General features: G+C 71.4%; 27 protein-coding genes. 13 read left to right on the forward strand and 14 right to left on the reverse strand.

What is annotated here, in order from left to right:
- Positions 1-170: 170 nt before the first annotated feature.
- Both ABZ272_RS14920 and ABZ272_RS14925 read right to left on the reverse strand, forming a co-directional pair.
- On the reverse strand, positions 171-578 hold the full coding sequence (locus tag ABZ272_RS14920) for a hypothetical protein (RefSeq protein WP_355050508.1): 408 nt from the start codon (positions 576-578) through the stop codon (positions 171-173).
- Positions 575-916, reverse strand: coding sequence for a hypothetical protein (locus tag ABZ272_RS14925; protein WP_355050509.1), 342 nt, complete (start codon positions 914-916; stop codon positions 575-577). Before ABZ272_RS14925 ends, ABZ272_RS14920 begins: the two co-directional genes overlap by 4 nt.
- 254 nt (positions 917-1,170) lie before the next feature.
- Here ABZ272_RS14925 and ABZ272_RS14930 point away from each other — a divergent pair, with 254 nt between their 5' ends.
- From ABZ272_RS14930 to ABZ272_RS14945, 4 genes are all read left to right on the forward strand, one after another.
- Positions 1,171-4,908 carry a multifunctional oxoglutarate decarboxylase/oxoglutarate dehydrogenase thiamine pyrophosphate-binding subunit/dihydrolipoyllysine-residue succinyltransferase subunit gene (locus ABZ272_RS14930; protein ID WP_355050510.1) on the forward strand — a complete coding sequence of 1,246 codons (3,738 nt, stop codon included), beginning with the start codon at positions 1,171-1,173 and terminating at the stop codon, positions 4,906-4,908.
- Positions 4,909-5,065: 157 nt separating this feature from the next.
- On the forward strand, positions 5,066-5,251 hold the full coding sequence (locus ABZ272_RS14935; RefSeq protein ID WP_139582193.1) for a DUF6104 family protein: 186 nt from the start codon (positions 5,066-5,068) through the stop codon (positions 5,249-5,251).
- A gap of 263 nt (positions 5,252-5,514) precedes the next feature.
- Entirely contained in the window at positions 5,515-7,584 is a 2,070-nt protein-coding gene (gene pta / locus ABZ272_RS14940; protein ID WP_355050511.1) for a phosphate acetyltransferase, read from the forward strand.
- Positions 7,581-8,696 carry an acetate kinase gene (locus ABZ272_RS14945; RefSeq protein ID WP_355050512.1) on the forward strand — a complete coding sequence of 372 codons (1,116 nt, stop codon included), beginning with the start codon at positions 7,581-7,583 and terminating at the stop codon, positions 8,694-8,696. Before pta ends, ABZ272_RS14945 begins: the two co-directional genes overlap by 4 nt.
- On the opposite strand, the gene ABZ272_RS14950 is transcribed toward ABZ272_RS14945, so the two are convergent.
- Positions 8,693-8,860 carry a hypothetical protein gene (locus tag ABZ272_RS14950; RefSeq protein ID WP_355050513.1) on the reverse strand — a complete coding sequence of 56 codons (168 nt, stop codon included), beginning with the start codon at positions 8,858-8,860 and terminating at the stop codon, positions 8,693-8,695. The genes ABZ272_RS14945 and ABZ272_RS14950 overlap by 4 nt on opposite strands.
- Before the next feature lie 158 nt (positions 8,861-9,018).
- Between ABZ272_RS14950 and ABZ272_RS14955 the strand changes: the two genes are divergently transcribed.
- Positions 9,019-9,912 carry an alpha/beta hydrolase gene (locus ABZ272_RS14955; RefSeq protein WP_355050514.1) on the forward strand — a complete coding sequence of 298 codons (894 nt, stop codon included), beginning with the start codon at positions 9,019-9,021 and terminating at the stop codon, positions 9,910-9,912.
- Positions 9,913-9,947: 35 nt separating this feature from the next.
- On the opposite strand, the gene ABZ272_RS14960 is transcribed toward ABZ272_RS14955, so the two are convergent.
- Entirely contained in the window at positions 9,948-10,322 is a 375-nt protein-coding gene (locus ABZ272_RS14960; RefSeq protein ID WP_355050515.1) for a type II toxin-antitoxin system VapC family toxin, read from the reverse strand.
- Positions 10,319-10,573, reverse strand: coding sequence for a type II toxin-antitoxin system prevent-host-death family antitoxin (locus ABZ272_RS14965; RefSeq protein WP_355050516.1), 255 nt, complete (start codon positions 10,571-10,573; stop codon positions 10,319-10,321). Before ABZ272_RS14965 ends, ABZ272_RS14960 begins: the two co-directional genes overlap by 4 nt.
- Before the next feature lie 120 nt (positions 10,574-10,693).
- On the opposite strand from ABZ272_RS14965, the gene ABZ272_RS14970 reads away from it, so the two are divergent.
- A complete protein-coding gene (locus ABZ272_RS14970) occupies positions 10,694-11,239 on the forward strand; it encodes an aminoglycoside adenylyltransferase (RefSeq protein ID WP_355050517.1) in 546 nt (181 codons plus the stop codon).
- Here ABZ272_RS14970 and ABZ272_RS14975 read toward each other — a convergent pair.
- Positions 11,121-11,582, reverse strand: a complete 462-nt coding sequence (locus tag ABZ272_RS14975; RefSeq protein ID WP_355050518.1) for a MerR family transcriptional regulator — start codon at positions 11,580-11,582, stop codon at positions 11,121-11,123. The two genes, ABZ272_RS14970 and ABZ272_RS14975, sit on opposite strands and share 119 nt — an antisense overlap.
- Positions 11,583-11,671: 89 nt before the next feature.
- Between ABZ272_RS14975 and ABZ272_RS14980 the strand changes: the two genes are divergently transcribed.
- Both ABZ272_RS14980 and ABZ272_RS14985 read left to right on the forward strand, forming a co-directional pair.
- Complete coding sequence (locus ABZ272_RS14980) at positions 11,672-12,721, forward strand: aldo/keto reductase (protein WP_355050519.1); 1,050 nt, start codon at positions 11,672-11,674, stop codon at positions 12,719-12,721.
- 66 nt (positions 12,722-12,787) lie between these two features.
- Positions 12,788-13,753, forward strand: coding sequence for a chlorophyllase (locus tag ABZ272_RS14985; RefSeq protein WP_355050520.1), 966 nt, complete (start codon positions 12,788-12,790; stop codon positions 13,751-13,753).
- A gap of 121 nt (positions 13,754-13,874) precedes the next feature.
- Here the strand turns inward: ABZ272_RS14985 and ABZ272_RS14990 are convergent, their stop codons facing one another.
- The 3 genes from ABZ272_RS14990 to ABZ272_RS15000 all read right to left on the reverse strand — a co-directional run bounded on the left by ABZ272_RS14990 (position 13,875) and on the right by ABZ272_RS15000 (position 16,608).
- Positions 13,875-14,837 carry a zinc-binding dehydrogenase gene (locus ABZ272_RS14990; RefSeq protein ID WP_355050521.1) on the reverse strand — a complete coding sequence of 321 codons (963 nt, stop codon included), beginning with the start codon at positions 14,835-14,837 and terminating at the stop codon, positions 13,875-13,877.
- Positions 14,838-14,934: 97 nt separating this feature from the next.
- A complete protein-coding gene (locus ABZ272_RS14995) occupies positions 14,935-16,113 on the reverse strand; it encodes an NADP-dependent malic enzyme (RefSeq protein WP_355050522.1) in 1,179 nt (392 codons plus the stop codon).
- Between the two features lie 144 nt (positions 16,114-16,257).
- Positions 16,258-16,608, reverse strand: a complete 351-nt coding sequence (locus ABZ272_RS15000) for a S24/S26 family peptidase (RefSeq protein ID WP_355050523.1) — start codon at positions 16,606-16,608, stop codon at positions 16,258-16,260.
- Between the two features lie 84 nt (positions 16,609-16,692).
- On the opposite strand from ABZ272_RS15000, the gene sodN reads away from it, so the two are divergent.
- From sodN to ABZ272_RS15015, 3 genes are read left to right on the forward strand one after another with little or no spacing between them, the layout of a single operon-like run.
- Positions 16,693-17,097 (forward strand): superoxide dismutase, Ni, encoded by a 405-nt coding sequence (gene sodN, locus ABZ272_RS15005; RefSeq protein ID WP_355050524.1) that lies wholly within the window; start codon positions 16,693-16,695, stop codon positions 17,095-17,097.
- Complete coding sequence (locus ABZ272_RS15010; protein WP_355050525.1) at positions 17,094-17,615, forward strand: GNAT family N-acetyltransferase; 522 nt, start codon at positions 17,094-17,096, stop codon at positions 17,613-17,615. The genes sodN and ABZ272_RS15010 overlap by 4 nt, the downstream gene beginning before the upstream one ends.
- A gap of 31 nt (positions 17,616-17,646) precedes the next feature.
- Positions 17,647-18,054 carry an ATP-binding protein gene (locus ABZ272_RS15015; RefSeq protein ID WP_355050772.1) on the forward strand — a complete coding sequence of 136 codons (408 nt, stop codon included), beginning with the start codon at positions 17,647-17,649 and terminating at the stop codon, positions 18,052-18,054.
- Positions 18,055-18,161: 107 nt separating this feature from the next.
- Here the strand turns inward: ABZ272_RS15015 and ABZ272_RS15020 are convergent, their stop codons facing one another.
- Complete coding sequence (locus ABZ272_RS15020; RefSeq protein ID WP_355050526.1) at positions 18,162-18,551, reverse strand: hypothetical protein; 390 nt, start codon at positions 18,549-18,551, stop codon at positions 18,162-18,164.
- A gap of 43 nt (positions 18,552-18,594) precedes the next feature.
- On the opposite strand from ABZ272_RS15020, the gene ABZ272_RS15025 reads away from it, so the two are divergent.
- Positions 18,595-19,545, forward strand: coding sequence for a diacylglycerol kinase family protein (locus ABZ272_RS15025; RefSeq protein ID WP_355050527.1), 951 nt, complete (start codon positions 18,595-18,597; stop codon positions 19,543-19,545).
- A 446-nt stretch (positions 19,546-19,991) separates the two neighbouring features.
- The gene (locus ABZ272_RS15030) at positions 19,992-20,249 is read left to right on the forward strand and encodes a WhiB family transcriptional regulator (RefSeq protein ID WP_007072794.1); all 258 of its coding nucleotides are present in this window, start codon (positions 19,992-19,994) and stop codon (positions 20,247-20,249) included.
- A gap of 85 nt (positions 20,250-20,334) precedes the next feature.
- Here the strand turns inward: ABZ272_RS15030 and ABZ272_RS15035 are convergent, their stop codons facing one another.
- The 4 genes from ABZ272_RS15035 to ABZ272_RS15050 are packed head-to-tail and all read right to left on the reverse strand — an operon-like array spanning position 20,335 to position 23,730.
- Positions 20,335-21,105, reverse strand: coding sequence for a CbiX/SirB N-terminal domain-containing protein (locus ABZ272_RS15035; protein ID WP_355050773.1), 771 nt, complete (start codon positions 21,103-21,105; stop codon positions 20,335-20,337).
- Entirely contained in the window at positions 21,102-21,863 is a 762-nt protein-coding gene (locus tag ABZ272_RS15040; RefSeq protein ID WP_355050528.1) for a phosphoadenylyl-sulfate reductase, read from the reverse strand. The genes ABZ272_RS15035 and ABZ272_RS15040 overlap by 4 nt, the downstream gene beginning before the upstream one ends.
- The gene (locus ABZ272_RS15045) at positions 21,860-22,021 is read right to left on the reverse strand and encodes a hypothetical protein (RefSeq protein ID WP_355050529.1); all 162 of its coding nucleotides are present in this window, start codon (positions 22,019-22,021) and stop codon (positions 21,860-21,862) included. Before ABZ272_RS15045 ends, ABZ272_RS15040 begins: the two co-directional genes overlap by 4 nt.
- Positions 22,018-23,730: a nitrite/sulfite reductase gene (locus ABZ272_RS15050; protein WP_355050530.1), complete on the reverse strand. Its 1,713-nt coding sequence runs from the start codon at positions 23,728-23,730 to the stop codon at positions 22,018-22,020. Before ABZ272_RS15050 ends, ABZ272_RS15045 begins: the two co-directional genes overlap by 4 nt.
- Positions 23,731-23,929: the final 199 nt, after the last annotated feature.

Below are 23,929 nucleotides of genomic sequence, written 5' to 3' on the forward strand. Positions count from 1 at the left end.
AGCTTCTTCGGCCCCTGCGGCCGGCGATCCCCACGGATCTCGAACACTGCAACCCCTGATCAGGTCAGGCGTTGCAACGATCCCTAGAACCCAAGCTAACGCCTGGTGTCTAGTAAGGGGCCCTTCCTTTCGCAATCGGGGGTGGCGGCGGCGGCACGGCCGCACGGGCGTCAGCCGCCGGGGCAGCCCCGGCCGCCGCTGATGGGTATGCACTGGGTGATCCGCGGGGCCGGTTCCTGGTCGGCGGGGACGTGTCCGATCAGTGCGGCACTCGCCAGGCCTCCCACCACCGCGACCGCCACGTAGATCAGCACCACCCCGGCGAACGCCCCGGCGAAGTGCCGACGCCACATCGCCTCGCCGGCCAGTCCGGCCAGGAGCAGACCGATCACCGGCAGCACCCCGTTGAGCAGGAGCCCGGTCGTCAGCAGGTCATCGGTGGTCGCGCCGAACGCCTTGGCTTCGGCGTACGTCGGCGTGTAGGGCGCGGAGACGCGTCGAATCAGGCCCACCAGCAGCAGGAACGGCACCCCGTAGAGCCAGGCGAAGAAGAGCCCTCCGAGGCCGAGCCGCTTCACACCAGCCCCGCGAGGACGGCGCCGCAGAGCGTGAGGCTGACCACCGCGGCCAGTGTCCCGGCGACCACGGCCGACGGGACGAGCCGGACGGCCAGCGCGGCCACCAGCGCCGTCACGAACATCACCCCGACGAATATCGGTGCTCCCCACACCAGCGCGACGAACGCCAGCGACTCCCCCGGCGACAGGCAACTGAACCAGGCCGCGCAGTCGTCGTCCACCGGTGTGCTCGGCACGCTCGTGGTGCCCACCGCCACGGCTGCGATGGCGGTGACGTACCAGCCGGCCGCCACCCCCATGCTCCTGCCGTAGCGCCCCCCTGCCCCGTGTCCATCCATGCGCCCGATCCTGGTGGAGGAGGGCCGACCGAGACATCCGTCGGGATACTCAATCTCGCCGTACCAGCCGGCGACGATCGCCGCAGGGGTTGCCGAACTTCTGGCATCTTCTGTGAATCGGGCCACCCGACCGAGGCGGAAATGCCGGGGCGATCCGTACGGCGTAGCCTGGGACTCGTCTGTCCGTTCTCCTTGATCGGCGTGACGGACACCGCGTGACACACAAACCCGCGTGAAAGAGGCGATTACCGGCCGTGTCGACCCAGCAGACTTCGCAGGAGAACCCACTGGCGGGTTTCGGCCCGAACGAGTGGATCGTCGAGGAGATGTACCAGCGGTACCTCGCCGACCCCACGAGCGTCGATTCAGCCTGGCACGACTTCTTCGCCGACTATCGACCAGCGCCCGGCGCCGCCACACCGCGCCCGGAGAGCGCCGGCAAGCCGGCCGCCGCCCCAGAGCCGGACGGCCAGCCGGAGGCCGCGGCCAAGGTGACCCAGCCCTCCGCCACGAAGCCGGCCACTGCCGCGCCGGCCAAGCCCGCCGCGGCCGCGCCCGCCCCGGCCAAGAGCGCCCCGGCGCCGGCCACCCAGGCCCCGGCCAAGCCGGCCGCGAAGGCGCCCGCGCCGACCGCCGACGGCCCGCAGACCACGCCGCTACGGGGTGTCGCCGCCAAGATCGTCCAGAACATGGACGCCTCGCTGAGCGTGCCGACCGCGACAAGCGTCCGCGCGGTCCCGGCGAAGCTGCTGGTCGACAACCGCATCGTGATCAACAACCACCTCGCCCGTGGGCGGGGCGGCAAGGTCAGCTTCACCCACCTCGTCGGCTACGCGATGGTCCGCGCGCTGGTCGAGCACCCCGAGATGAACAACTCGTTCGCCGAGGCCAACGGCAAGCCGGCCGTGGTCCGCCCGGCGCACGTCAACCTCGGCATCGCCATCGACCTGGCCAAGCCGGACGGCAGCCGCAACCTGGTGGTCCCCTCCATCAAGGGCTGCGAGCAGATGGACTTCCGGCAGTTCTGGCAGGCGTACGAGGACGTCGTCCGGCGAGCGCGGCGCAACGAACTGACCATGGAGGACTACGCCGGCACCACGATCTCGCTGACCAACCCGGGCGGCATCGGCACCGTGCACTCGATGCCGCGGCTCATGCAGGGGCAGAGCGCGATCATCGGCGTCGGCGCGATGGAGTACCCGGCCCCCTACCAGGGCATGTCCGAGGCCACCCTCGCCGAGCTGGCGGTCAGCAAGGTCATCACGCTGACCAGCACGTACGACCACCGGATCATCCAGGGCGCGCAGTCCGGCGAGTTCCTCAAGGTGATGCACGAGCTGATCCTCGGTGAGCGCGGCTTCTACGACCAGATCTTCACCTCGCTGCGCATCCCGTACGAGCCGGTGCGCTGGATGCGGGACGTGGCCGTCAACTCCGAGGGTCAGATCAACAAGACCGCCCGGGTGCACGAGCTGATCCACGCGTACCGCGTACGCGGCCACCTGATGGCCGACACCGACCCGCTCGAGTTCAAGATCCGCAAGCACCCCGACCTGGACGTCCTCCAGCACGGACTGACCCTGTGGGACCTGGACCGCGAGTTCCCGGTCAACGGCTTCGCCGGCCGGCAGCGGATGAAGCTGCGCGAGATCCTCGGCGTGCTGCGCGACTCGTACTGCCGCCGGGTCGGCATCGAGTACATGCACATCCAGGACCCGGAGGAGCGGCGCTGGATCCAGGAGCGGATCGAGCGCAAGTACGAGAAGCCGTCCGCCGACGAGCAGAAGCACGTGCTCAACCGGCTCAACGCGGCCGAGGCGTTCGAGACCTTCCTGCAGACCAAGTACGTGGGCCAGAAGCGCTTCTCGCTGGAGGGCGGCGAGTCGCTGATCCCGCTGCTCGGCGAGGTGCTGGAGTCCTCCGCCGAGAACGGCCTGGACGAGGTCGTCATCGGCATGGCCCACCGTGGCCGCCTCAACGTGCTGGCCAACATCGTCGGCAAGCCGTACGAGAAGATCTTCTCGGAGTTCGAGGGTCACCTGGACCCGCGCTCCACGCAGGGCTCCGGCGACGTGAAGTACCACCTGGGCCAGAACGGCAAGTTCACCACCCCGGACGGCGAGCACGCGGTCAAGGTGTCGGTGGTGGCGAACCCGTCGCACCTGGAGGCCGTCGACCCGGTGCTGGAGGGCATCGTCCGGGCCAAGCAGGACCGGATCGACCTCAAGCTGGAGGGCTACACCGTGCTGCCGCTGGCGGTGCACGGTGACGCCGCGTTCGCCGGGCAGGGCGTGGTCGCCGAGACGCTCAACCTGTCGCAGCTGCGCGGCTACCGCACGGGCGGCACCGTGCACGTGGTGGTCAACAACCAGGTCGGCTTCACCACCGCGCCGGAGTACAGCCGGTCCAGCCTCTACAGCACCGATGTGGCCCGGATGATCCAGGCGCCGATCTTCCACGTCAACGGCGACGACCCGGAGGCCGTGGTCCGGGTGGCCCGGCTGGCCTTCGAGTACCGGCAGACGTTCAACAAGGACGTCGTGATCGACATGGTCTGCTACCGCCGGCGCGGCCACAACGAGGGCGACGACCCGTCGATGTCCAACCCTCAGATGTACAAGATCATCGACTCGAAGCGCTCGGTGCGCAAGCTCTACACCGAGGAGCTGATCGGTCGCGGCGACATCACCGTGGAGGACGCGGAGGAGCTGCTGCGCGACTACCAGGCGCAACTGGAGAAGGTCTTCAAGGCCACCCGGGACGCCGCCGCCGCGCCGCGCCAGCTCAACCGGCCGCGCCGCGAGGAGGAGCCGGAGCCGGCTGTCGACACCGCCACCGACGCCGCCGTCGTCAAGGCGATCGGCGAGGCGCACGTCAACCTGCCGGAGGGCTTCACCCCGCACAAGCGCATCCAGCAGCTGCTCGACCGGCGGGCCAAGATGTCCGTCGAGGGCAACATCGACTGGGGGTACGGCGAGATCATCGCGTTCGGGGCGCTGCTGCACGACGGGGTGACCGTCCGCCTCGCCGGTCAGGACTCGCGTCGCGGCACCTTCGTCCAGCGGCACGCGTCGGTCGTCGACTCCCGCACCGGGGACGACTACCTGCCGCTCAAGTCGCTCACCGGCGACGGCGAGCGCTCCCGGTTCTTCGTGCACGACTCGCTGCTCAGCGAGTACGCGGCGATGGGCTTCGAGTACGGCTACTCGGTGGAGAACATCAACGCGCTGGTCGCCTGGGAGGCCCAGTTCGGTGACTTCGTCAACGGCGCCCAGTCGGTGATCGACGAGTTCATCTCGTCCGGCGAGGTGAAGTGGGGTCAGCGCTCCGCGGTGACCCTGCTGCTGCCGCACGGCCACGAGGGCCAGGGCCCGGACCACACCTCCGGTCGCCCGGAGCGGTTCCTGCAGATGTGCGCCGAGGACAACATGCGGGTCGCCATCCCGACGACCCCGGCGAACTACTTCCACCTGCTGCGCCGCCAGGCCCTGTCGCCCAAGCGCAAGCCGCTGGTGGTGTTCACGCCCAAGTCGCTGCTGCGGCACAAGCTCTGCGTCTCCTCCGTGGAGGACTTCACCACCGGCACCTTCCAGCCGGTGCTGCGCGACACGGCCGCCCCGGCGCCGGAGGCGGTGAAGCGGGTGCTGCTCTGCTCCGGCAAGGTCTACTACGACCTGTTCCAGGCCCGGCAGGAGCGCGGCGTCACCGACACCGCGATCATCCGGATCGAGCAGCTCTACCCGCTGCCGGTCGAGGAGATCCGCGCCGCCCTGGCGCAGTACCCGAACGCGGAGGACTTCGCCTGGGTGCAGGAGGAGCCGGCCAACCAGGGCGCCTGGTCGTTCGTGGCGCTCAACCTGCTGGAGCACCTCACCGACGTCCGGCTGCGGCGGATCTCCCGCCCGGCCGCGGCGGCCCCGGCGGTCGGCTCGGCCAAGACCCACGAGGTCGAGCAGACCGCGCTCATCGAGGCGGCACTCCCCCGCCCGTGATCTGACCGTATCCGCGAGCCGGGGCAGGGCCGTTTCTCGACGGTCCCTGCCCCGGCTCGTGTCGGCCCAGCCCGGCCCGCGCCGGGTCGAGCGGCCGGAACAACCCGATCCAGCCGCCCGGCCCGCGCCGGGCTGGGCCGAGCAGAGGACGTACGCCGTGTACTTCACCGACCGTGGCATCGAGGAACTGGTCGAACGCCGGGGCGACGAGCAGGTGACCCTGGAGTGGCTGGGCGAGCGCCTGCGCGACTTCGTCGACCTCAACCCGGAGTTCGAAACCCCCATTGAGCGCCTGGCAACCTACCTGGCCCGCCTGGACGACCCCGACGACGAAGACGCCTGACAGTACGAAGACCCCGCGGCCCTCGGCGGGCGGGGACGGGCTCGACGCCGCCGGAGGGGGGAACCTGCGACTTTCCTCCTTTGCTCTGCTTCAGCGGAGGCAACAGCGAGCGTCCGATATCCGGACACCGGGTGTTGCGCGGGTTGAAGCAGAGCAAAGGGCGACCTCAACACCCTCACCGCCCGGCCGACCAAACGCGCGATCCCGGGTTCCCTTCTCGGCCCACGAGGCTCGACCCGCTCGCGATCTTCTAGGGTGGGGCTGTGGCTCGCAGCGTGTACCTGACCAGCGTGGGTTCGGGCGGGGGTAAGTCGACCATCGCTCTCGGGCTGGCCGAACTGCTGTCGCGGCAGGTGGGGCGGATCGGCGTGTTCCGGCCGCTGGTCGCCGACACCGGCCCCGATTCGATCCTCGCCCTGCTCAGCGAGCGGTACCGGGTCGAGGTGCCGGTCGCCGAGCTGGCCGGGGCAACCTACGCCGAGGCGGCCGCGCTGGTGGCCGACGGCCGGCGTGAAGAGCTGATCTCCGCGATCGTGGAGCGCTACCGGGCGGTCGAGCGGCAGTGCCCGGCGGTGGTCGTGGTGGGCAGTGACTTCGACGAGCCGGGTGACCCGGCGCACCCCCGCGAGCTGGCCTTCAACGCCCGGCTGGCCACCGAGTTCGGCAGCGTGGTGGTGCCGGTGGTGGACGGCTACGAGCAGGAGCCGGCGGCCGTCGCGGCGGCCATGCGCGGGGCGTACCACGACTTGGCCGACCTCGGCGCGACAGTGCTCGCGGTGATCGCCAACCGGGTGCCCGGGCCGATGACGCTGCCCGAGCTGCCGGTGCCCGCGTACGCCATCCCGGAGGTGCCGAGCGTGTCGGCGCCGACGGTGGCCGAGGTGGCGGCGGCGCTCGGCGCCACCCTGCTGGCCGGAGACGACGCCGCGCTCGGGCGGGACGTGCTGGACTTCGTGGTCGGCGCGGCGCACGTGCCGACCCTGTTGGGCCACCTCACCGAGGGGGCTCTGGTGATCACCCCCGGCGACCGGGCCGATCTGCTCGTCGCCGCCAGCGCGGCCCACGTGGCCGGGCAGGTTTCGGTGGCCGGGTTGGTGCTCACCCTGGGCGAGCAGCCCGATCCCCGGGTCATGCGGCTGGTGGAGGGGTTGAACACCGGCCTGGCGGTGCTGTCCGTGAGCAGCGACAGCTACGACACCGTCGAGGCGTCCAGCCGGATCGAGGGGCGGCCCAGCGTGGCCAACCCGCGCAAGGTGGAGGCCGCGCTGGGCGCGTTCGAGCGCTGCGTGGACACCGACGACCTGGCCCGCCGGCTCCGGGTGAGCCGCTCGACGCGGGTCACCCCGCTGATGTTCGAGAACGAACTGATCGACCGGGCCCGCTCGCAGCGCCGCCACCTGGTGCTTCCCGAGGGCACCGACGACCGGATCCTGCGGGCGGCGGAGATCCTGCTGCGCCGGGGCGTGGCCGACCTGACACTGCTCGGCCGTCCCGACGACATCGCCCGGCGCACCCGCGAGCTGGGCATCGACCTCGGCGACGCGCGGCTCGTCGACCCGACGAGCAGTGGTTGGCACGACGAGTTCGCCGCCGAGTACGCGCGCCTGCGCGCCCACCGGGGCGTCACCGCCGAGCTGGCGTACGACATCGTGGCCCAGCCCAACTACTTCGGCACGCTCATGGTGGCCACCGGGCACGCCGACGGCATGGTCTCCGGCGCCACGCACACGACCGCCGCCACCATCCGACCCGCGTTCGAGATCATCCGTACCGTGCCGGACGTCTCGGTGGCCTCCAGCGTCTTCTTCATGCTGCTGCGGGACCGGGTGCTGGTCTACGGCGACTGCGCGGTGAACCGCGACCCGGACGCCGCCCAACTCGCCGACATCGCGATCTCGTCGGCCGACACCGCCGCCCGGTTCGGCATCGAGCCCCGGGTGGCCATGCTGTCGTACTCCACCGGCAGCTCCGGCGCGGGCGCCGACGTGGAGAAGGTCGCCGCGGCCACCGCGCTCGTCCGGGAACGCCGGCCCGACCTGCTGGTCGAGGGGCCGATCCAGTACGACGCGGCGATCGACCCGGCGGTGGCGGCGACCAAACTGCCGGAGAGCAAGGTCGCCGGCCACGCCACGGTCTTCATCTTCCCGGACCTCAACACGGGCAACAACACGTACAAGGCGGTGCAGCGCTCGGCCGGGGCGGTCGCCGTCGGGCCGGTGATGCAGGGCCTGCGCCGGCCGGTGAACGACCTGTCCCGGGGCGCGCTGGTACCGGACATCGTGAACACGGTGGCGATCACCGCCATCCAGGCGGCCGCCGGGGAGGCGTCATGAGTCGGGTCCTGGTGCTCAACTGCGGGTCGTCGTCGGTGAAGTGGCGGCTCTACGACGGGGACCGCACGCTCGGGCAGGGCACCGTCGAGCGGGTCGGCGAGGCCGGCGGCGGCCCGGCGGACCACGCCAGCGCGGTCCGGCAGATCCTGGACGGGCTGGACCTGAACGGGCTGACGGCCGTCGGGCACCGCGTGGTGCACGGCGGCCGGACGTTCAGCGCCCCGACGGTCGTCGACGACGCGGTGCTGGCCGCGATCCGCGACCTGGTCCCGCTCGCCCCGCTGCACAATCCGGCCAACCTGGCCGGCATCGAGATGGCCCGGACGGCCCTGCCGGACGTGCCGCAGGTCGCCGTCTTCGACACGGCGTTCCACCACACCCTGCCCGAGGCCGCCGCGACCTACGCGATCGACCGGGACACCGCCGAGCGGTACGACATCCGCCGGTACGGCTTCCACGGCACCTCACACGCGTACGTCTCCCGGCGTACCGCCGAGCTGCTGGACCGCCCGTACGAGCAGCTCAACACGATCACCCTGCACCTGGGCAACGGGGCCAGCGCCTGCGCGGTGGCCGGTGGCCGCAGCGTCGCCACCTCGATGGGGATGTCGCCCCTTCAGGGGCTGGTGATGGGCACCCGCAGCGGCGACCTCGACCCGACGGTGATCTTCCACCTGCGGCGCGAGGGCGGACTGTCGGTCGACGAGATCGACGACCTGCTCAACCACCGCAGCGGCCTGCTCGGCCTGACCGGCGCGAACGACATGCGCGAGGTGCTGCACCGCCGGGCCGACGGCGACCCGGCCGCCGTCCTGGCGTTCGACGTCTACTGCCGGCGGATCACCGGGTACGTCGGGGCGTACTACGCGCTGCTCGGCCGCGTCGACGCGATCGCGTTCACGGCAGGGGTGGGCGAGCACGCCGCCGACGTTCGGGCTGCCGCGCTGGCCGGCCTGGACCGGCTCGGCATCAGCGTGGACGACACCCGCAACCACGGCCAGGGTGACCGGGTGATCTCACCCGACGGCGCCGAGGTAAGCGTCTGCGTCATCCGCACCGACGAGGAACGGGAGATCGCCCGGCAGACCCGGGACGTGGTGGGGAAGGCCTAGGCGAGCCAGACGACCAGGGCCACCAGCAGCACCACGACCACCGCCGCGCCGACGATGAGGGGGAGCCGGGACGGCGCGTCGGCCGGGCCGGTGGCCTCCGGCGTCTGGGTGAAGGCACGGAACGCCTCGGTGTTGCCGCTGGGGTCGGTGTAGTTCTCAGCCATGCCGGTGACCCTAGCGAAGCGCCGGCCGACGCACCGCCCCCACCTCCCGTGGTCGCGTCGGGTCGGGCCGGGCGGCGGAGGCGACCCGGCCGGGTGGCGGGCAGAGGCAGGCCGGACGGCGGGGTCGTCGCGCGGGTCCCGACGCCTACGGTGAGACAGTGGGGGCGGGACGGCTGGTCGCCGTACTGGTGACAGCGCTGCTGGCGGGGTGCGCGCCGGCCTCCGCCGTGGCTGGCGGGTCGACCGGGCCACCGGCCGCGCGCCGAGCGCCCGAGGGGTCGTACACCGTCGGCGTGCGTACGCTCACCCTCGATCCGCGCTCGGCGCGCCCCCTGCCGGTGACCGTCTGGTATCCGGCGGGCACCGACGGTGTGGCCGCCGGGCGATTCCCGGTTGTCATCTACAGCCATGGGCTGCACAGCCGGCCCGAACTGCACGCCGGGTTGACCACCCGCTGGGCGGCGGCCGGGTTCGTGGTGGCCGCGCCGGCGTACCCGCACACCCGCTCGGACGCCGCGCGCTTCACCCGGGCGGACGTCCGTAACCAGCCCGCCGACGGTTGGCGGCTGATCCGGCACCTGGGACGCCTCGACCGCGACCCGGGTGATCCGCTCGCCGGCCACCTGGATCTCGCGTCGATCGCCGCCGCCGGTCACTCGGCGGGCGGCTTCACCACCGCCGGCATGTTCACCGAGGGCCACCCGACCCGGCTGCGCGCCGGCATCGTGATCGCCGGCGGCGGACTGCCCGGTAGCTTCGCCGGACCGAACGCCCCGGTGCTGTTCGTGCACGGCACGGCCGATCCGGTGGTGCCGGTGACGGTCGGGCGGGCGGCGTACGGGCGCACCCGGGGTCCGGCTGCCTTCCTCGGCGTCGTCGGGCAGGGGCACGGCGAGTACCTCACGCCGGACCGTCCCGGGTTCGCACCGGTGCTGGCCACGACGACCGACTTCCTGCGCTGGACCCTCTACGGCGACAGCGCGGCCGGCGCGCGCCTCCCCCTCGACGCCCGCACGGCGCTGACCCGCTACGAGTCACGCCCGGCCCGCTAGCAACTTCCCACCCGGCACCCGGCCGAGCCGTCCGGTCACACCTTGAGGACGTCCACGTCGTACAGGGCTATCGACGCGTCGCGCGAAGCGAGGGTCAACCCCTCGGTGATCGCCTGCGCCACCAGCATGCGGTCGAAGGGGTCGCGGTGATGTGGTGGCAGGCGGCCAGCGGCGATGGCGTGGGCAGGGGTCACCGGAAGGTCCCGGAAGCCCATGTCTCGTACCCGCTCCGCAAGGTCAGGCGGTCCGGCGAGTTTCCCGGTGCTCTGCTTGATGGTGATCTCCCACAGGGTGACCGGGGAGAGGAAGATGTCTGGCTCGTGGCGTAGTTGGTCGAGCAACTCGGGGCCGAGGGCCGGGTCGCCGGCGATGGCCCAGAGGGCGACGTGAGTGTCCAGCAGCAGGTTCATGCGCCGATGCCGAAGTCCTCGGCGATCTCGGCGTTGGTCCGTGGTGAGTCCCAGTCACCCGAGAGGTCCAGTTCGCCGGCGAGCGAGCCGATCGCGGTGCGGTTGGCCCGCCGGACCAGGGGTACGACCTTCGCCACCGGGGTACCCGCCCGGTCGATGATGATCTCCTCGCCGCGTTCCACCCGTTCGATGATGCGCGACAGATGGGTCTTGGCATCATGCATGTTGTAGTGCACGGCGTCAGCCGACATGGCGCAGCCCTCTCGCTTAGCTAGGGGGTTAGTCTAGCCTGCTTGAACGCCGACGTCAGCGGCCTTGTCGGCTCGGGGCGGGGGTCGGACGCGCACGCCTCCCGCCGGTACCGTGGCCCGATGGACGACCTCGCGCGTCGCCAGTTGGCGAGCATCGCCGAGCTGGTCGAGGTGAGCACGTCGGCTGGTCTCGCGGTGTGGCTGCGCGGCGGCTGGGCGATGGACTTCCACCTCGGCGCGGTGACCCGCCCGCACGTCGACGTCGACTGGTACTGCTGGCACGAGGACGAGCCGCGACTCGCCGCACTGCTGCTGGCCCGGGGCTGGCGTCCCGACCCGAGGATCCCGGCGGAGCTACAGCTCGAACTGTTCACCGGTGACGTCGAGGTCAGCGTCGCGTACCTGGGCCGGGACGACAGCGGTCGGCCGACCGTGGGCGCCGGCCCCTGGGCGGGCACCCCACTGCCGGCCGGGATGCTGGACGCGCCGCCCGGCCGGATCGGCGCGTTGGTCGTACCGGCGATCTCGGTGGCGGCCCAGATCGAGTTCAAGCAGATGTACCCGGTGTGGATGCCGGAGCGTCCCCGCCGTCCGAAGGACGCGGCCGACCTGGCTCGATTGCGCGCTGGGCCTCGTCGAGCAGATCCTCGTACAACCCGACCTTGAAGCCGATCAGGTCCAGGCACTGCGTGAGCCTGCCGATCTGGCTGGTGACGTGCTCGCGGTGCTCGCGCAGAAGCGCGAGCCGTTCCTCCTCGTTGCCGACGCCCGCCCGGACGAGGTCGGCGTACCGGCGGAGCGCGGGCAACGGCATGCCCGAGGCACGGAGAATGATGCAGACGGTCAGCCAGTCGACGTCGTTCTCGCTGTACACGCGACGCCCACCGGGCCCTCGGCGTACCGGATCGACGAAGACGCCCTCCTGCTCGTAGAAGCGGAGGGCGTGCACGCTCAGGCCGGTGCGTTCGGCGACCTGCCCGATGCTCAGACTCGCGATGTCCTCGGCCATGTCGAGCAGGGTAGCGAGGCTTGACCTAGAGCCGACTCGAGCTCCTAGGGTCCCCCTGATCGTTACGACACCGCCAGGGGAGCATCGGCATGCGCTACCGCACGCTCGGCGGCACCGGCATCGAGGTGAGCACCCACTGCCTCGGAACCATGATGTTCGGTGCCGTCGGAAACCCGGACCACGACGAGTGCGTCCGCATCATCCACACCGCGATCGACAGCGGCGTCAACGCCGTCGACACCGCCGACATGTACGGCCGGGGTGAGTCCGAGCAGATCGTGGGGAAGGCACTGCGGGGGCGTCGCGACGACGTCGTCCTCGCCACCAAGGTCCACTTTCCGATGGGTGAGGGGCCCAACCAGGGCGGCAACTCGCGGCGGTGGATCCTCAAGGCGGTCGAGGGGAGCCTCCGGCGTCTGGGTACCGACTGGATCGATCTCTACCAGGTGCACCGCCCCGACCCCTCGACGGACATCGAGGAGACACTTTCGGTGCTCACCGACCTGGTGGGCCAGGGAAAGATTCGCGCCTTCGGGTGTTCGACGTTTCCCGCCGAGGAGATCGTCGAGGCACATCAGGTGTCCGAGCGTCGCGGCCTCGGCCGGCTGCGCACCGAGCAGCCGCCGTACTCGATCCTCGCCCGTGGGGTGGAGACGTCGGTCCTTCCGGTCTGCCAGCGCTACGGCATGGGGGTGCTGGTCTGGAGTCCGCTCGCCTTCGGTTTCCTCAGCGGCAGGTACCGCAAGGGCCGGGACGTCGACCTGTCGACCGGGCGGGCGGTTCTCCGGCCCGCGCAGTTCGATCCCACGATCGCGGAGAACGCGGCCAAGCTCGACATCGTCGAGCAACTCGTCGACCTCGCGGCGGACATCGGGTGCACACTGCCACAACTCGCCATCGCCTTCACCGTGGCCCATCCGGCGGTCACCTCGGCGATCATCGGACCACGGACCATGCAGCACCTGGACGACCTGCTCAAGGGCGCGAGCCTCGCCCTGGACGACGCGACCCTCGACCGGATCGACGAGATCGTGCCGCCCGGGACCAACCGGTACGAGCCCAACGCCGCCTTCCGCCCGCGCTCCCTGACCGACCCGGCGCGACGGCGGCGTCCGCTCTCCGAACGCGCGGCGGCCTGAGACGACCGGTGACAGCGTGGGCCGGACCGCCCCGAGCCACCGGCGCGGCACGGCACAATTGAGGCCATGTCGCGTCGTGTCACCCCCACGCTGCTGGCCAGCGCCCTGCTCCTGGCCGGTCTGGTCGGCTGCTCCACGGACGCCCCGAAGAAGGAGACCGCGCCGGTCGCCGTCGAACCGCCGCCGGCCGCCACGCCGACACCGCGGGTACCCGCCGGGTCCGCGCCCGAGAAGGCCTTCGGTGTCGGCGTACGGCAGCTCAAGCTGAACCGGGACGGCCGCGCGCTGCCGGTGACCCTCTGGTATCCGGCGGCCGGGAAGGCCGGCGGCGCGGCCAGGCGGTCCGTGGCGGCGGCGGACGGCCGGTTTCCGGTGGTGATGTTCAGCCACGGCCTCGGCGGGCGGCCGGAGGACTACGGCGCGCTGCTGACCCGCTGGGCGGCGGCGGGCTTCGTGGTGGCCGCGCCGGCCTTTCCGCACACCTCCAAGGGCGGCGACGGCAACGTCCTCGATGTGCTCAACCAACCGGCCGACGTGTCGTACGCGCTGACCCAGGTGCTGGCGCTCGACGGCAAGGCCGGCGACGGGCTGCGCGGCCGGTTGGCGACCGACCGGGTGGCCGCGGCGGGGCACTCGGCCGGCGGGGTGACCACCATCGGCCTGTTCACCGCGAGCCGGGACGAACGGCTGGACGCCGGCGTGGTGTTCGCCGGTACCGCCGTCGGCGTGGGTACGGCGTTCGCGGGCGCGACCGCGCCGCAGTTGTTCGTGCACGGCGAGTTGGACGAGGTGGTCGACTACGCGGCGGGCAAGGCGGCGTACGACAAGGTGCCGTGGCCGAAGGCGCTGCTGAGCCTGCCCAAGGGCGACCACGGCCGGGCGCTGCTCGGCGACGCCGCGTCACTGCGGGTCGTCTCGGACACGACGGTGGAGTTCCTCCGCTGGTCGCTCTACGGCGACCCGAAGGCCAAGAAGCGCATCGCCACGGACGCGACCCGCAACGACATCGCCACCTTCGACGACCACCTCTGAGCGTCGCCCCCTCCCCTGCGCGATCTTGCACTTACTGTCGCGGCATAGCGGGACATTTTTCGCGAGACGACAACAGAAAGTGCAAGATCGCGGGGCGGCGGGCGCGGGGCGCGGGGCAGGGTCAGGCCGTGTGGTCGATGACGACCTTGCCGAAGGCCTCGCCGGAGTGGAGGCGAGTGAAGGCTTCCTCGACGCGGCTGAACGGGACCACGCTGTCCACCACCGGGCGGACCTCGTTCTCGGCGCAGAACGCCAACAGCTCGTACAGCTCCCCGGGGGCGCCCATCGACGTGCCCAGGATCTCCAACTGCATGGCGAAGACCCGGCGGAGGTTGACCGTCGGCTGGTGGCCGGCGGTGGCGCCGGAGACCACGATCCGGGCCATCGGGGCGGCCGACTTCATCGAGTGCTCGAAGGTCGCCGCGCCGACCGTCTCGATCACCACGTCGACCCGCTCCGGCAGCCGGGCGCCGGGCTCCACGGCGGTGGCCCCGAGAGCCGCTATCCGCTCGCGCTTGGCGGCGTCGCGGCTGGTCGCGTACACCCGCTTGCCCATCGCGACGGCGAGCGCGACGGCCGCCGTCGCGACGCCGCCGCCCGCGCCCTGCACCAGCACGCTGTCGGCGTCCGCGACGCGGCCCTTGGTGGTCAGCATCCGCCACGCGGTCAGCCAGGCCGTGGGCAGGCACGCGGCGTCGGTCGCCGCCATGCCGTCGGGCAGCGGGACCAGGTTCGACCGGGGTACGGCGACCCGCTCGGCGAGGGTTCCGGCGAAGTGTTCGGAGAGGATGGAGACACCGCGCGGGTCACCGGGAGTGACGACGACCGGGTAGACGACCACGTCGTTGCCCTCGGGGTCCACACCCACCGCGTCGCAGCCGAGGATCATCGGCAGCTGCGCCTCGGTGAGCCCCACCCCGCGCAGCGACCACAGGTCGTGGTGGTTGAGCGAGGTGGCGCGCACCCGCACGGTCACCCAGTCGTCCTCCGGGTGGGTCGGCTCGGGTCGCTCACCGACGGTGAGGGCGGCGAGCGGATCGGCGTCGTCGAAGCGGGAGACGAAGGCAGCACGCATGATCGGCACCGTAACAAGCTGAGCGCTCGTTAAGAAGGGCCCCTTCCACACCCAGCGTTAGGAAGGGGCCCCTCCTATGCACCAGGCGTTAATAAGGGGCCCTTCCTTACCGCCGGGCCACCCCGTCACGGCGGGCGGCCTCGGCCACCGCCTCGGCGACGGCCGGAGCGACACGCGGGTCCAGCGGCGACGGGACGATCGCCTCGGGAGTCAACGACTCGGCCACCACCCCGGCGATGGCGTCCGCCGCGGCGACCTTCATCGCCTCGGTGATCCGGGTGGCGCCGGCGTCCAGCGCGCCCCGGAACACCCCGGGGAACGCCAGCACGTTGTTGATCTGGTTGGGGTAGTCGCTGCGGCCCGTGGCGACCACTGCCACGTGCCGGGCGGCCACCTCCGGGTGCACCTCCGGGGTGGGATTGGCCAGCGCGAACACGATCCCACCGGGCGCCATACCGGCGATGGCGGCCTCCGGGATCTCGCCTCCGGAGACGCCGATCAGCACGTCCGCGTCGCGCAGCGCCTCGGTGATGTCGCCGTGGCGGCCGTCCGCGTTGGTGCTCGCCGCCAGCTCGGCCTTGCCACCGGTCAGCTCGGTGCGGTGCGCGCCGATGATCCCCTTCGAGTCGCAGACGACGACCTGGTCGGGGTTGACGCCACCGGCGATGAGCATCTTCGTCACGGCCACGCCCGCCGCGCCCGCGCCGCTCACCGCGACCCGCAAGTCGCCGAGCTTGCGGTTGAGCAGGGTGGCGGCGTTACGCAGCGCCGCGAGCACCACGATGGCGGTGCCGTGCTGGTCGTCGTGGAAGACCGGGATGTCCAGCGCCTCGTCGAGTCGCCGCTCGATCTCGAAGCAGCGCGGCGCGCTGATGTCCTCCAGGTTGATCCCGCCGAACGAGGGGGCCAGCGCCCGCACCACCGCGACGATCTCGTCCACGTCCTGGGTGTCCAGGCAGATCGGCACCGCGTCCACCCCCGCGAACTGCTTGAACAGCACCGCCTTGCCCTCCATCACCGGCAGGGCGGCCCGCGGGCCGATGTTGCCGAGACCCAGCACGGCCGAGCCGTCGGTCACCACCGCGACAGCGTGCGACGCCCAGGTGTACTCGTCGGCCAGGGCGGGGTCGGCGGCGATCGCCTCGCACACCCGGGCCACCCCCGGGGTGTACGCGAGGGAGAGGTCCTCGCGGCTGGTGAGCGGCACCGTCGAGGCGACGGCCATCTTGCCGCCGACGTGCAGTTGGAAGACGGGATCAGCGGGGTCCACGGTGGATGAAGACATGGCGGTGACTCCAGGATCTGTCGAGCAGATGTGAGGCGGCGGGCCCGGCCGCGAGGTGGGCGGCGAGCGATGGCACGCGGCGCGGGGGGTCACCCGGCACTTTCCGAGCATAGTGTCGACCCTGCCCCTCGGATGTGAGCAGGGTCATATAACCCGACGAGGCACCCGTCCGGGGCGCGGCCAGTAGCGAGCCACCACCCGGCCGCGTACGTCGGCCACGCCGTACGCCCGGGAGTCGTCGGTGATCAACTCGTTGTCACCGCGCAGCCACCAGCCGCCATCCTGCGGCCGGACCGCCCGCTTGACGACCAGCAGTTCCGGCCGTGTCCGGAAGACCGCGACCACCACGTCGCCGGGTCGGATGGGACGCCCGCCCGAGCGGACCAGCACCGCGTCGCCGTGCCGCAGCGTCGGCGCCATGGACGGGCCGGCCACCGCGACCGCCGTCAGCGGGCCGCGCAGACGAGGCGGCTCACTCGGGTGATCGGCGCGCACCGGTTTCACCTCCACCCGGTTCGGGGAGCATTCCCAGGAGTAATGTCGCCTTTGATCATCGCAAACTTCCCATGGAGGATCCCGATGCGACTTCCACGCATCCTTGCGCCCCGCGTCACCGCGAGCGCTCACTGCGACCTGCCGTGCGGCGTCTACGACCCGGCCCAGGCCCGGATCGAGGCCGAGTCGGTCAAAATGATCTGCGAGAAGTACCAGGCGAACACCGACCCGGAGTTCCGCACCCGGGCGGTCATCATCAAGGAGCAGCGCGCCGAGCTGGTCAAGCACCACCTGTGGGTGCTCTGGACCGACTACTTCAAGGCGCCGCACTTCGAGAAGTACCCGAACCTGCACACCCTGTTCAACGAGGCCACCAAGCTCGCCGGCGCCAGCGGCGTCAAGGGCAGCCTCGACCCGGCCACGGCCGACCAGCTCCTCGCGAAGATCGACGAGATCGCGAAGATCTTCTGGGAGACCAAGAAGGCGTGACCGACCCGGTCACCCCGACGATCCGGCCGGTACGTCCCGCGGACGTACCGGCCGTCGTCGCCATGGTGCACGAACTGGCGGCGTACGAACGCGCCCCCGAACAGTGCCACCTCACCGCCGACCAACTCTCCTCGGCGCTGTTCGCGACCGCCCCGGCGCTCTTCGGTCACGTCGCGGTCGACGAGCACGACGCGCCGGTCGGCTTCGCCCTGTGGTTCCTCAACTTCTCCACCTGGTCCGGCGTACACGGCATCTACCTGGAGGACCTCTACGTCTCCCCGGCGGCCCGGGGCACCGGCGCGGGTCGACTACTGCTCGCCACGCTGGCCGGCATCTGCGTACGTCGGGGTTACCGCCGGCTGGAGTGGTGGATGCTCGAGTGGAATCCGGCCGCCGGCTTCTACGCCTCGATCGGTGCCGAGCAGCTGAACGAGTGGGTCCCGTACCGGCTCAGCGGTGACGCCCTACGGGATCTGGCCGCTCAGGCGGAGGCCGCCGACACGCGCTCGGGCGACTGACCGGGTAGAGTCCCCGACCGGGGGGATGAGCGTGACTCAACTGACCGGCCAGCCAACGACCGACGACGACGTGGTGCACCTCACGGTGCCCGCCGACGGCGGTTACCTCGGCGTGCTCCGTACCGCCACCGCAGGTCTCGCGGCCCGGCTGCAGTTCGCGCTCGACGAGATCGAGGATCTGCGGATCGCGGTCGACGAGGCGTGCGCCATGCTGCTCGCCATCGCCACCCGGGACGCCGAGTTGGAGTGTCGGTTCGCTGTCACCAACGACGCGCTGACCGTCGAAGTGACCGTGCCGACCGTCCGCGGTGCCACGCTGCCCGCCGAGTCGTCCTTCGCCTGGAAGGTGCTCACCGCGCTGACCACGTCGGCATCCGCCACGGCCAGCGACGGCCGGGCGACCATCTCGTTGCTGACCCGCCGCTCCGGCGGTTACTGACCGGCAACGCCCGCCGGGCCGCGGGGCGGCGAGGCACGGCGTCGCGGGCGGGGCCGCCCTTCACAACAACGTGCCGCGACGGGCTGAACCGCGCCCGCCGGTCGACGTCACTCGAAGCCGAGGGCCTTCGTCGTGGGCGGGCTGACGAGCAGCCAGCCGACGCCCAGGCCGAGCGCCATCAGCGGAATGCCCAGCCAGCCCATCCCGCCCTGGATCATGAACCAGCCGATCGGCAGCAGCATCAGCTGAAGGACGATCGCGGGGGCCCGTGCGCCGGCCTGGCGGCGCAGCAGCGCGCGGCCCAGAGCCCACAGCGCGACGGCCGCCCCGACGGCGAACGCGGTCACCAGCAACGCCGACGCGAGATCGGTGGTGTCGGCGGTCAGGTCGGCCCAGACCAACCAGACCGCGATCAGCCCGACGGCGACCGCCTCCGCCCACAGCAGCCGCACCGCCCAGCAAAGCGTGCCGGGAATCCGGGCCGAGTCGATGGTCACGCGCGCCACGATACCCGTGCTACCGGGAGGTACAGTGCCGCCCATGCGGGCCGTCCTGGTGGTCAATCCGAAGGCCACCACCACCAGCGAACGCAGCCGAGACGTGCTTGTCCGTGCGCTGCGCAGCGAAGTCGACCTCAGTGTGCGCTACACCCGCCGCCGGGGGCACGCCATGGCGTTGGCTCGGGAGGCCGCCGCCGAGGGCGTCGATCTCGTCGTCACCCTGGGTGGTGACGGCACCGTGAACGAGGTGGTGAACGGCCTGATGACGGCCGAGCCACCGGCCGGCGTCGGTGACGCGTCGATGGCGCAGCGGCTGCCCGCGTTGGCCACCGTTCCGGGCGGTTCGACGAACGTGTTCGCCCGCGCGTTGGGTCTGCCCCGGGAGTGGCCGGACGCCACCAGCATGATCCTGGAAGGGCTGCGGCTGGGCCGTCAGCGCACGGTCGGGCTGGGCCGCGCGGACGACCGCTACTTCACCTTCTGCGCCGGGTTCGGGCTGGACGCCGCCGTGATCCACCGGGTGGAGCAGGCCCGGCGCAAGGGGCGGGTCTCGACGCCCGGGCTCTACTTCCGTTCGATCATGAGCCAGTACTTCTTCGCCTCGGACCGGCGGCATCCGGCGATCAGTCTGGAGCGACCGGGTGAGGAGCCGGAGGGCGAGCTCGCCACCGTCATCATCCAGAACACCGCCCCGTGGACGTACCTGGGTGATCGGGAGGTCAACCCGAATCCGGAGGCGTCGTTCGACCTGGGCCTCGACGTGCTGGCGCTGCGTCAGCTCCGGGTGGCTAGCACAACACGGACAGTCACTCAATTCATAGGTCGGCGGCCGGATCCGAACGGACGTCAGGTGTTACGCCTCCATGACACTGCGGAGTTCACCCTGGTCTCAAGCCGACCGCAGGCGTTCCAGCTCGACGGCGACTATCTTGGCGAGCGGGAGAAGGTCAGATTCACCTCCATTCCGGCCGCACTGAGAGTAATCTGCTAGGTCTCGGGTACTGCCCTTGGTCGACGCGGCGCCGCAACCGCTTCGGCAGGCGCCGCCACACCGAGGGGCAGGTGCCGGAAATGTCAGCAATGTCACGCGGACTGTACTATATTGATCCTCGACTGTGGCACGGCGGGTAACCAGGAAGGCACTGGAACCCGGACAAATGGGTTGTGGGCTTGCTCACCGCGCGGAGTTTTTCCGAGCGTCACCCTTGACATCGCGAGCGTTCGTGAAAGTATTCACAAGCGAACTTGAGTTACCGGGACATTGCCTGGATATGCTCGTCAGGTTGAGCTGTTCCAGCAGGTCCCCGGGCTGACTGCCTGCTCACGCACTGCCGAATGGTCAGACGCGAACGGTCACCATAGGCACTGCGGATGCATATAGGAAAAGCACTACCCGCAATAAATTGCCACCCATCCAGAATGAGGAGTGTTGCCGCCATGGACTGGCGTCACCATGCTGTCTGCCGCGACGAGGACCCGGAGCTGTTCTTCCCGATTGGGACGTCCGGACCGGCTCTCCTTCAGGTCGAGCAGGCCAAGGCCGTCTGCCGGCGCTGCTCCGTCACCGACCAGTGCCTCCAGTGGGCGCTCGAGTCGGGTCAGGACGCCGGCGTCTGGGGCGGGATGAGCGAGGAGGAGCGGCGCGCTGTCAAGCGGCGCGGCGGCCTCCGGGTGCTGCGCGCTCACTCCGCCTGATCCCCCAACGACACACCAGTACGCCCCGGCGGGTCCGCCTGCCGGGGCGTACTGCTGTCCAGCAACGACCGGGCCGGACGAGCGGTCAGGCCGGCTCGTCGACCCGGTTGAGCACCAGCTCGGCCAGCTCGGGCGCATCCGTCAACGGGGCCGCCACCGCCACCGCGCCGGCCGCCCGCGCCGAGGCGGTCACCGCGTCGTGGAACAGGCCCGGCGCGAGGAAGTACGCGGACACCGCGACCCGACGCGCGCCCGCCGACCTCAGCCGCGTCACCGCCACACCCGTCGCCGGTGGAGCCGCCGAGGCGTACGACACTCGGCAGGGCACCCCGAACTCGACGCCGAGCGCGTCGGCCACCCGACCCACGGAACCGCGCGCACGCGCGTCCCGGGTGCCTGCGGCGGCCAGCACCAGGGCGTCGAAGCGGCCCGGAGCGACCTCCGCGAGCCGACGACGCAGCCCCGCCAGCAGGGTTGGCGCCACCGTCCCGTCCGCCGGGCCGAGCACGTCGGTCACCCGTACCGTCAACGCTGCTCCCGCCGTCTTCGCGGCGGTCACCGCCGCCGGAATGTCCACCCGACGGTGGTACGCGGCGGTCAGCAGCAGCGGCACCACCACCGCACGCCGGTGCCCCGCCTGGGCCAGCGTGCGCAGCACCTCGGTCGGCCCCGGCTCGGTGTGGTCCAGCCAACTCGCCCACACCGACAGGCCGGGCCGGGCCGCCGACACCGCCCGGGCCAGTGCCCGGGTGGCCTCGGCGGCCCGTGGATCCCGGCTGCCGTGCGCCACCAGCACCACCGGGGCCGCCCCGCCGGCCGTACCGGGGCCGGTCGGGGTCGTCGACGACGAGGTCAGACGTGCAGCCCGCACTCGGTCTTCTCGAACATGGCCCAGCGGCCGGCGCGCGGATCCTCGCCGGCCTTCGTCCGGCGGGTGCACGGCCAGCAGCCAATCGAGCCGTACCCCTGCTTGAACAGCTCGTTGACCGGCACGTTCCAGCGGGCGATGTAGGCGTCCACGTCCCCCTGCGACCAGGCCGCGATCGGGTTGACCTTGACCTTGCCGCGCCGCGCGTCGAACGTCACCACCGGCGTGTTGGCCCTGGTGGGCGACTCGTCCCGACGCAGACCGGCGGCCCAGGCGTCGTACCCGGACAGGGCCCGCTCCAAGGGCTCCACCTTGCGCAACTGGCAGCAGTCGTCCGGCGACTTGTTGAACAGTCGCGGACCGTACTGGCCGTCCTGCTGCCCCACGGTGAGCCGGGGTCGGATCGACCGGACGTTCACCGGCAACGTCCGGGCAACCTCGTCGCGTACGCGGAGCGTCTCGGGGAAGTGCAGACCGGTGTCGAGGAAGACCACGTCCACGCCGGGGGCGACCCGGGACACCAGGTGGGCCAGGACGGCGTCGGCCATCGAGCTGGTGACGCAAAACCGGTCGCCGAAGGTCTGCGCCGCCCAGCGGGCGATCTCCAGCGCGGGAGCGCCCTCCAGATCCCGGCCGGCGTCCTCGGCCAGCGCGCGCAGCTCGTCCGGGCTACGCAGGGATGCGTCAGCGGGCTTCGGACCACCCGGGCCGACCAGGCGCAGGCTTGCGGCCCAGGCGAGGCTCATCGGGTCACCGTCCGGGAGAGCAGCCCGGTGAACTTCACCGAGAAGACCCGGGCGCAGGCGTGGCACTCCCAGGCGCCGTGCCCCGCCTCGTGCGGCCGCAGGTCCTCCTCGCCGCAGTACGGGCAGTACAGGGGTGCCGCTCGGTTCTCGCTGCTCACCGCAGTTCCTCCTCGTCGACTCTGATCACCCAGTTGGCGAACGTCTCGCCCTCGCCCCGCCCGGCCAGGTAGCGGCGGGCCAGCCGTTCCACGTACTCCGGAAGCTCGTCGGCGGTGGTCTTCAGACCCCGCAGCTTGCGGCCGAAACCGGCGGTCTGGCCCTGCGCCATGCCGAGGCCGCCGCCCAGGTGCACCTGGAAGCCCTCGACCTGCCGACCGTCCGGGCCGACCACCAGCTGACCCTTGAGACCGATGTCGGCCACCTGGGTGCGGGCGCAGGCGTTCGGGCAGCCGTTGATGTGGATCGAGATGTCCGCGTCGAAGTCGCGCAGCCGCTGCTCCAGCCGGGCCACCAGCTCCTCGCCCCGGGCCTTGGTCTCGACGATGGCCAGCTTGCAGTACTCGATGCCGGTGCACGCCATGGTGCCGCGCCGCCAGGCCGACGGCCGGGCCTCCAGGCCGATGCCGCGCAGCGCGTCGACGAGTGACTCCGTCCGCTCCGACGGCACGTCGAGCACCAGCAGCTTCTGGTACGGGGTGAGCCGCACCCGGTCGCTGCCGTGCGCCTCGACCACGTCGGCCAGTTGGCTGAGCTGCGCGCCGGAGACCCGCCCGACAACCGGGGCGGCACCCACGTAGTGCCGCCCGTCGGCCTGCTCGTGCACGCCCACGTGGTCGACCGGCTTCGACGGCAGGGTCGGCGCGGGACCGTCGAGCAGCGTACGACCGAGGTAGTCCTTCTCCAGGACCTCGCGGAAGCGCTCGACGCCCCAGTCCGCGACCAGGAACTTCAGCCGGGCCCGGTTACGCAGCCGGCGGTAGCCGTAGTCACGGAAGATGCCGACCACCCCGGCCCACACATCCGGTACCTCTGCCAGCGGCACCCAGACGCCGAGCCGCTTGGCGAGCATCGGGTTGGTGGAGAGACCCCCGCCCACCCAGACGTCGAAGCCAGGCCCGTGCTCGGGGTGGTCGACACCGAGGAACGCGATGTCGTTCGACTCGTACGGCGTGTCGACCAGCCAGGAGATCGACGTCTTGAACTTGCGGGGCAGGTTGGAGAACTGCTTGTCACCCACGTACCGGGCGACGATCTCGTCGACCGCCGGGGTCGGGTCGAGCAGCTCGTCGCGGGCCACCCCGGCGACCGGGCTGCCGAGCACGATGCGCGGGCAGTCGCCGCACGCCTCGGTGGTCTGCAGGCCGACCGACTCAAGCCGACGCCAGATCTCCGGCATGTCCTCGACGCGGATCCAGTGGTACTGGATGTTCTGCCGGTCGGTGATGTCGGCGGTGTCCCGGGCGAACTCCCGGGAGATGTCCGCGATGACCCGCAACTGGGCCAGGCTGAGCTGGCCGCCGTCGATGCGGACGCGGAGCATGAAGAACTCGTCCTCCAGCTCGTGCGGCTCCAGCACGGCGGTGCGCCCGCCGTCGATGCCCGCCTTGCGCTGGGTGTAGAGGCCCCACCAGCGGAACCGGCCGCGCAGGTCCTGCGGGTCGATGGAGGCGAAGCCACGGTGCGCGTAGATGTTCTCGATCCGGGCCCGAACGTTGAGCGGGTCGTCGTCCTTCTTGATCCGCTCGTTGGGGTTGAGCGGCTCACGGTGCCCGAGCGCCCACTGGCCCTCGCCCCGGGGCCGGCGCGGCGGCCGGGCGGGCCGGGCCGTCGGGTCCTCGGGCCGGGCCGGGATGCTGCTGACCGCCATCGCGGCGTCCTCCGTTGTCTGCTGTGCCTCGGGGCACGCGCGGGGCGCGACGGCCGGCCCGGCGAGCGGGCGGGACAACGGTGTCTTCAGACAGCCGGCGCGGAGCGCGCCCGAGACAGAATGGTCGGGCGTCGTCAGTGAGCCGGACAGATGGCGCTGCGCACGCGGCCGTAGTCGACGTGGCGACGAGCCACGAAGC

It is taken from the genome of Micromonospora sp. NPDC005979 (genome assembly GCF_040614415.1).
Classification (GTDB): Bacteria; Actinomycetota; Actinomycetes; order Mycobacteriales; family Micromonosporaceae; genus Micromonospora.

Coding starts and splice junctions, on each gene's coding strand:
- ABZ272_RS14925 (WP_355050509.1), bottom strand. CDS start 916: ATGGATGGACACGGGGCAGGGGGGCGCTACGGCAGGAGCATGGGGGTG.
- ABZ272_RS14945 (WP_355050512.1), top strand. CDS start 7,581: ATGAGTCGGGTCCTGGTGCTCAACTGCGGGTCGTCGTCGGTGAAGTGG.
- ABZ272_RS14950 (WP_355050513.1), bottom strand. CDS start 8,860: ATGGCTGAGAACTACACCGACCCCAGCGGCAACACCGAGGCGTTCCGT.
- ABZ272_RS14960 (WP_355050515.1), bottom strand. CDS start 10,322: ATGAACCTGCTGCTGGACACTCACGTCGCCCTCTGGGCCATCGCCGGC.
- ABZ272_RS14965 (WP_355050516.1), bottom strand. CDS start 10,573: ATGTCGGCTGACGCCGTGCACTACAACATGCATGATGCCAAGACCCAT.
- ABZ272_RS14970 (WP_355050517.1), top strand. CDS start 10,694: ATGGACGACCTCGCGCGTCGCCAGTTGGCGAGCATCGCCGAGCTGGTC.
- ABZ272_RS14975 (WP_355050518.1), bottom strand. CDS start 11,582: ATGGCCGAGGACATCGCGAGTCTGAGCATCGGGCAGGTCGCCGAACGC.
- ABZ272_RS14980 (WP_355050519.1), top strand. CDS start 11,672: ATGCGCTACCGCACGCTCGGCGGCACCGGCATCGAGGTGAGCACCCAC.
- ABZ272_RS14985 (WP_355050520.1), top strand. CDS start 12,788: ATGTCGCGTCGTGTCACCCCCACGCTGCTGGCCAGCGCCCTGCTCCTG.
- ABZ272_RS14995 (WP_355050522.1), bottom strand. CDS start 16,113: ATGTCTTCATCCACCGTGGACCCCGCTGATCCCGTCTTCCAACTGCAC.
- sodN (WP_355050524.1), top strand. CDS start 16,693: ATGCGACTTCCACGCATCCTTGCGCCCCGCGTCACCGCGAGCGCTCAC.
- ABZ272_RS15025 (WP_355050527.1), top strand. CDS start 18,595: ATGCGGGCCGTCCTGGTGGTCAATCCGAAGGCCACCACCACCAGCGAA.
- ABZ272_RS15030 (WP_007072794.1), top strand. CDS start 19,992: ATGGACTGGCGTCACCATGCTGTCTGCCGCGACGAGGACCCGGAGCTG.
- ABZ272_RS15040 (WP_355050528.1), bottom strand. CDS start 21,863: ATGAGCCTCGCCTGGGCCGCAAGCCTGCGCCTGGTCGGCCCGGGTGGT.
- ABZ272_RS15050 (WP_355050530.1), bottom strand. CDS start 23,730: ATGGCGGTCAGCAGCATCCCGGCCCGGCCCGAGGACCCGACGGCCCGG.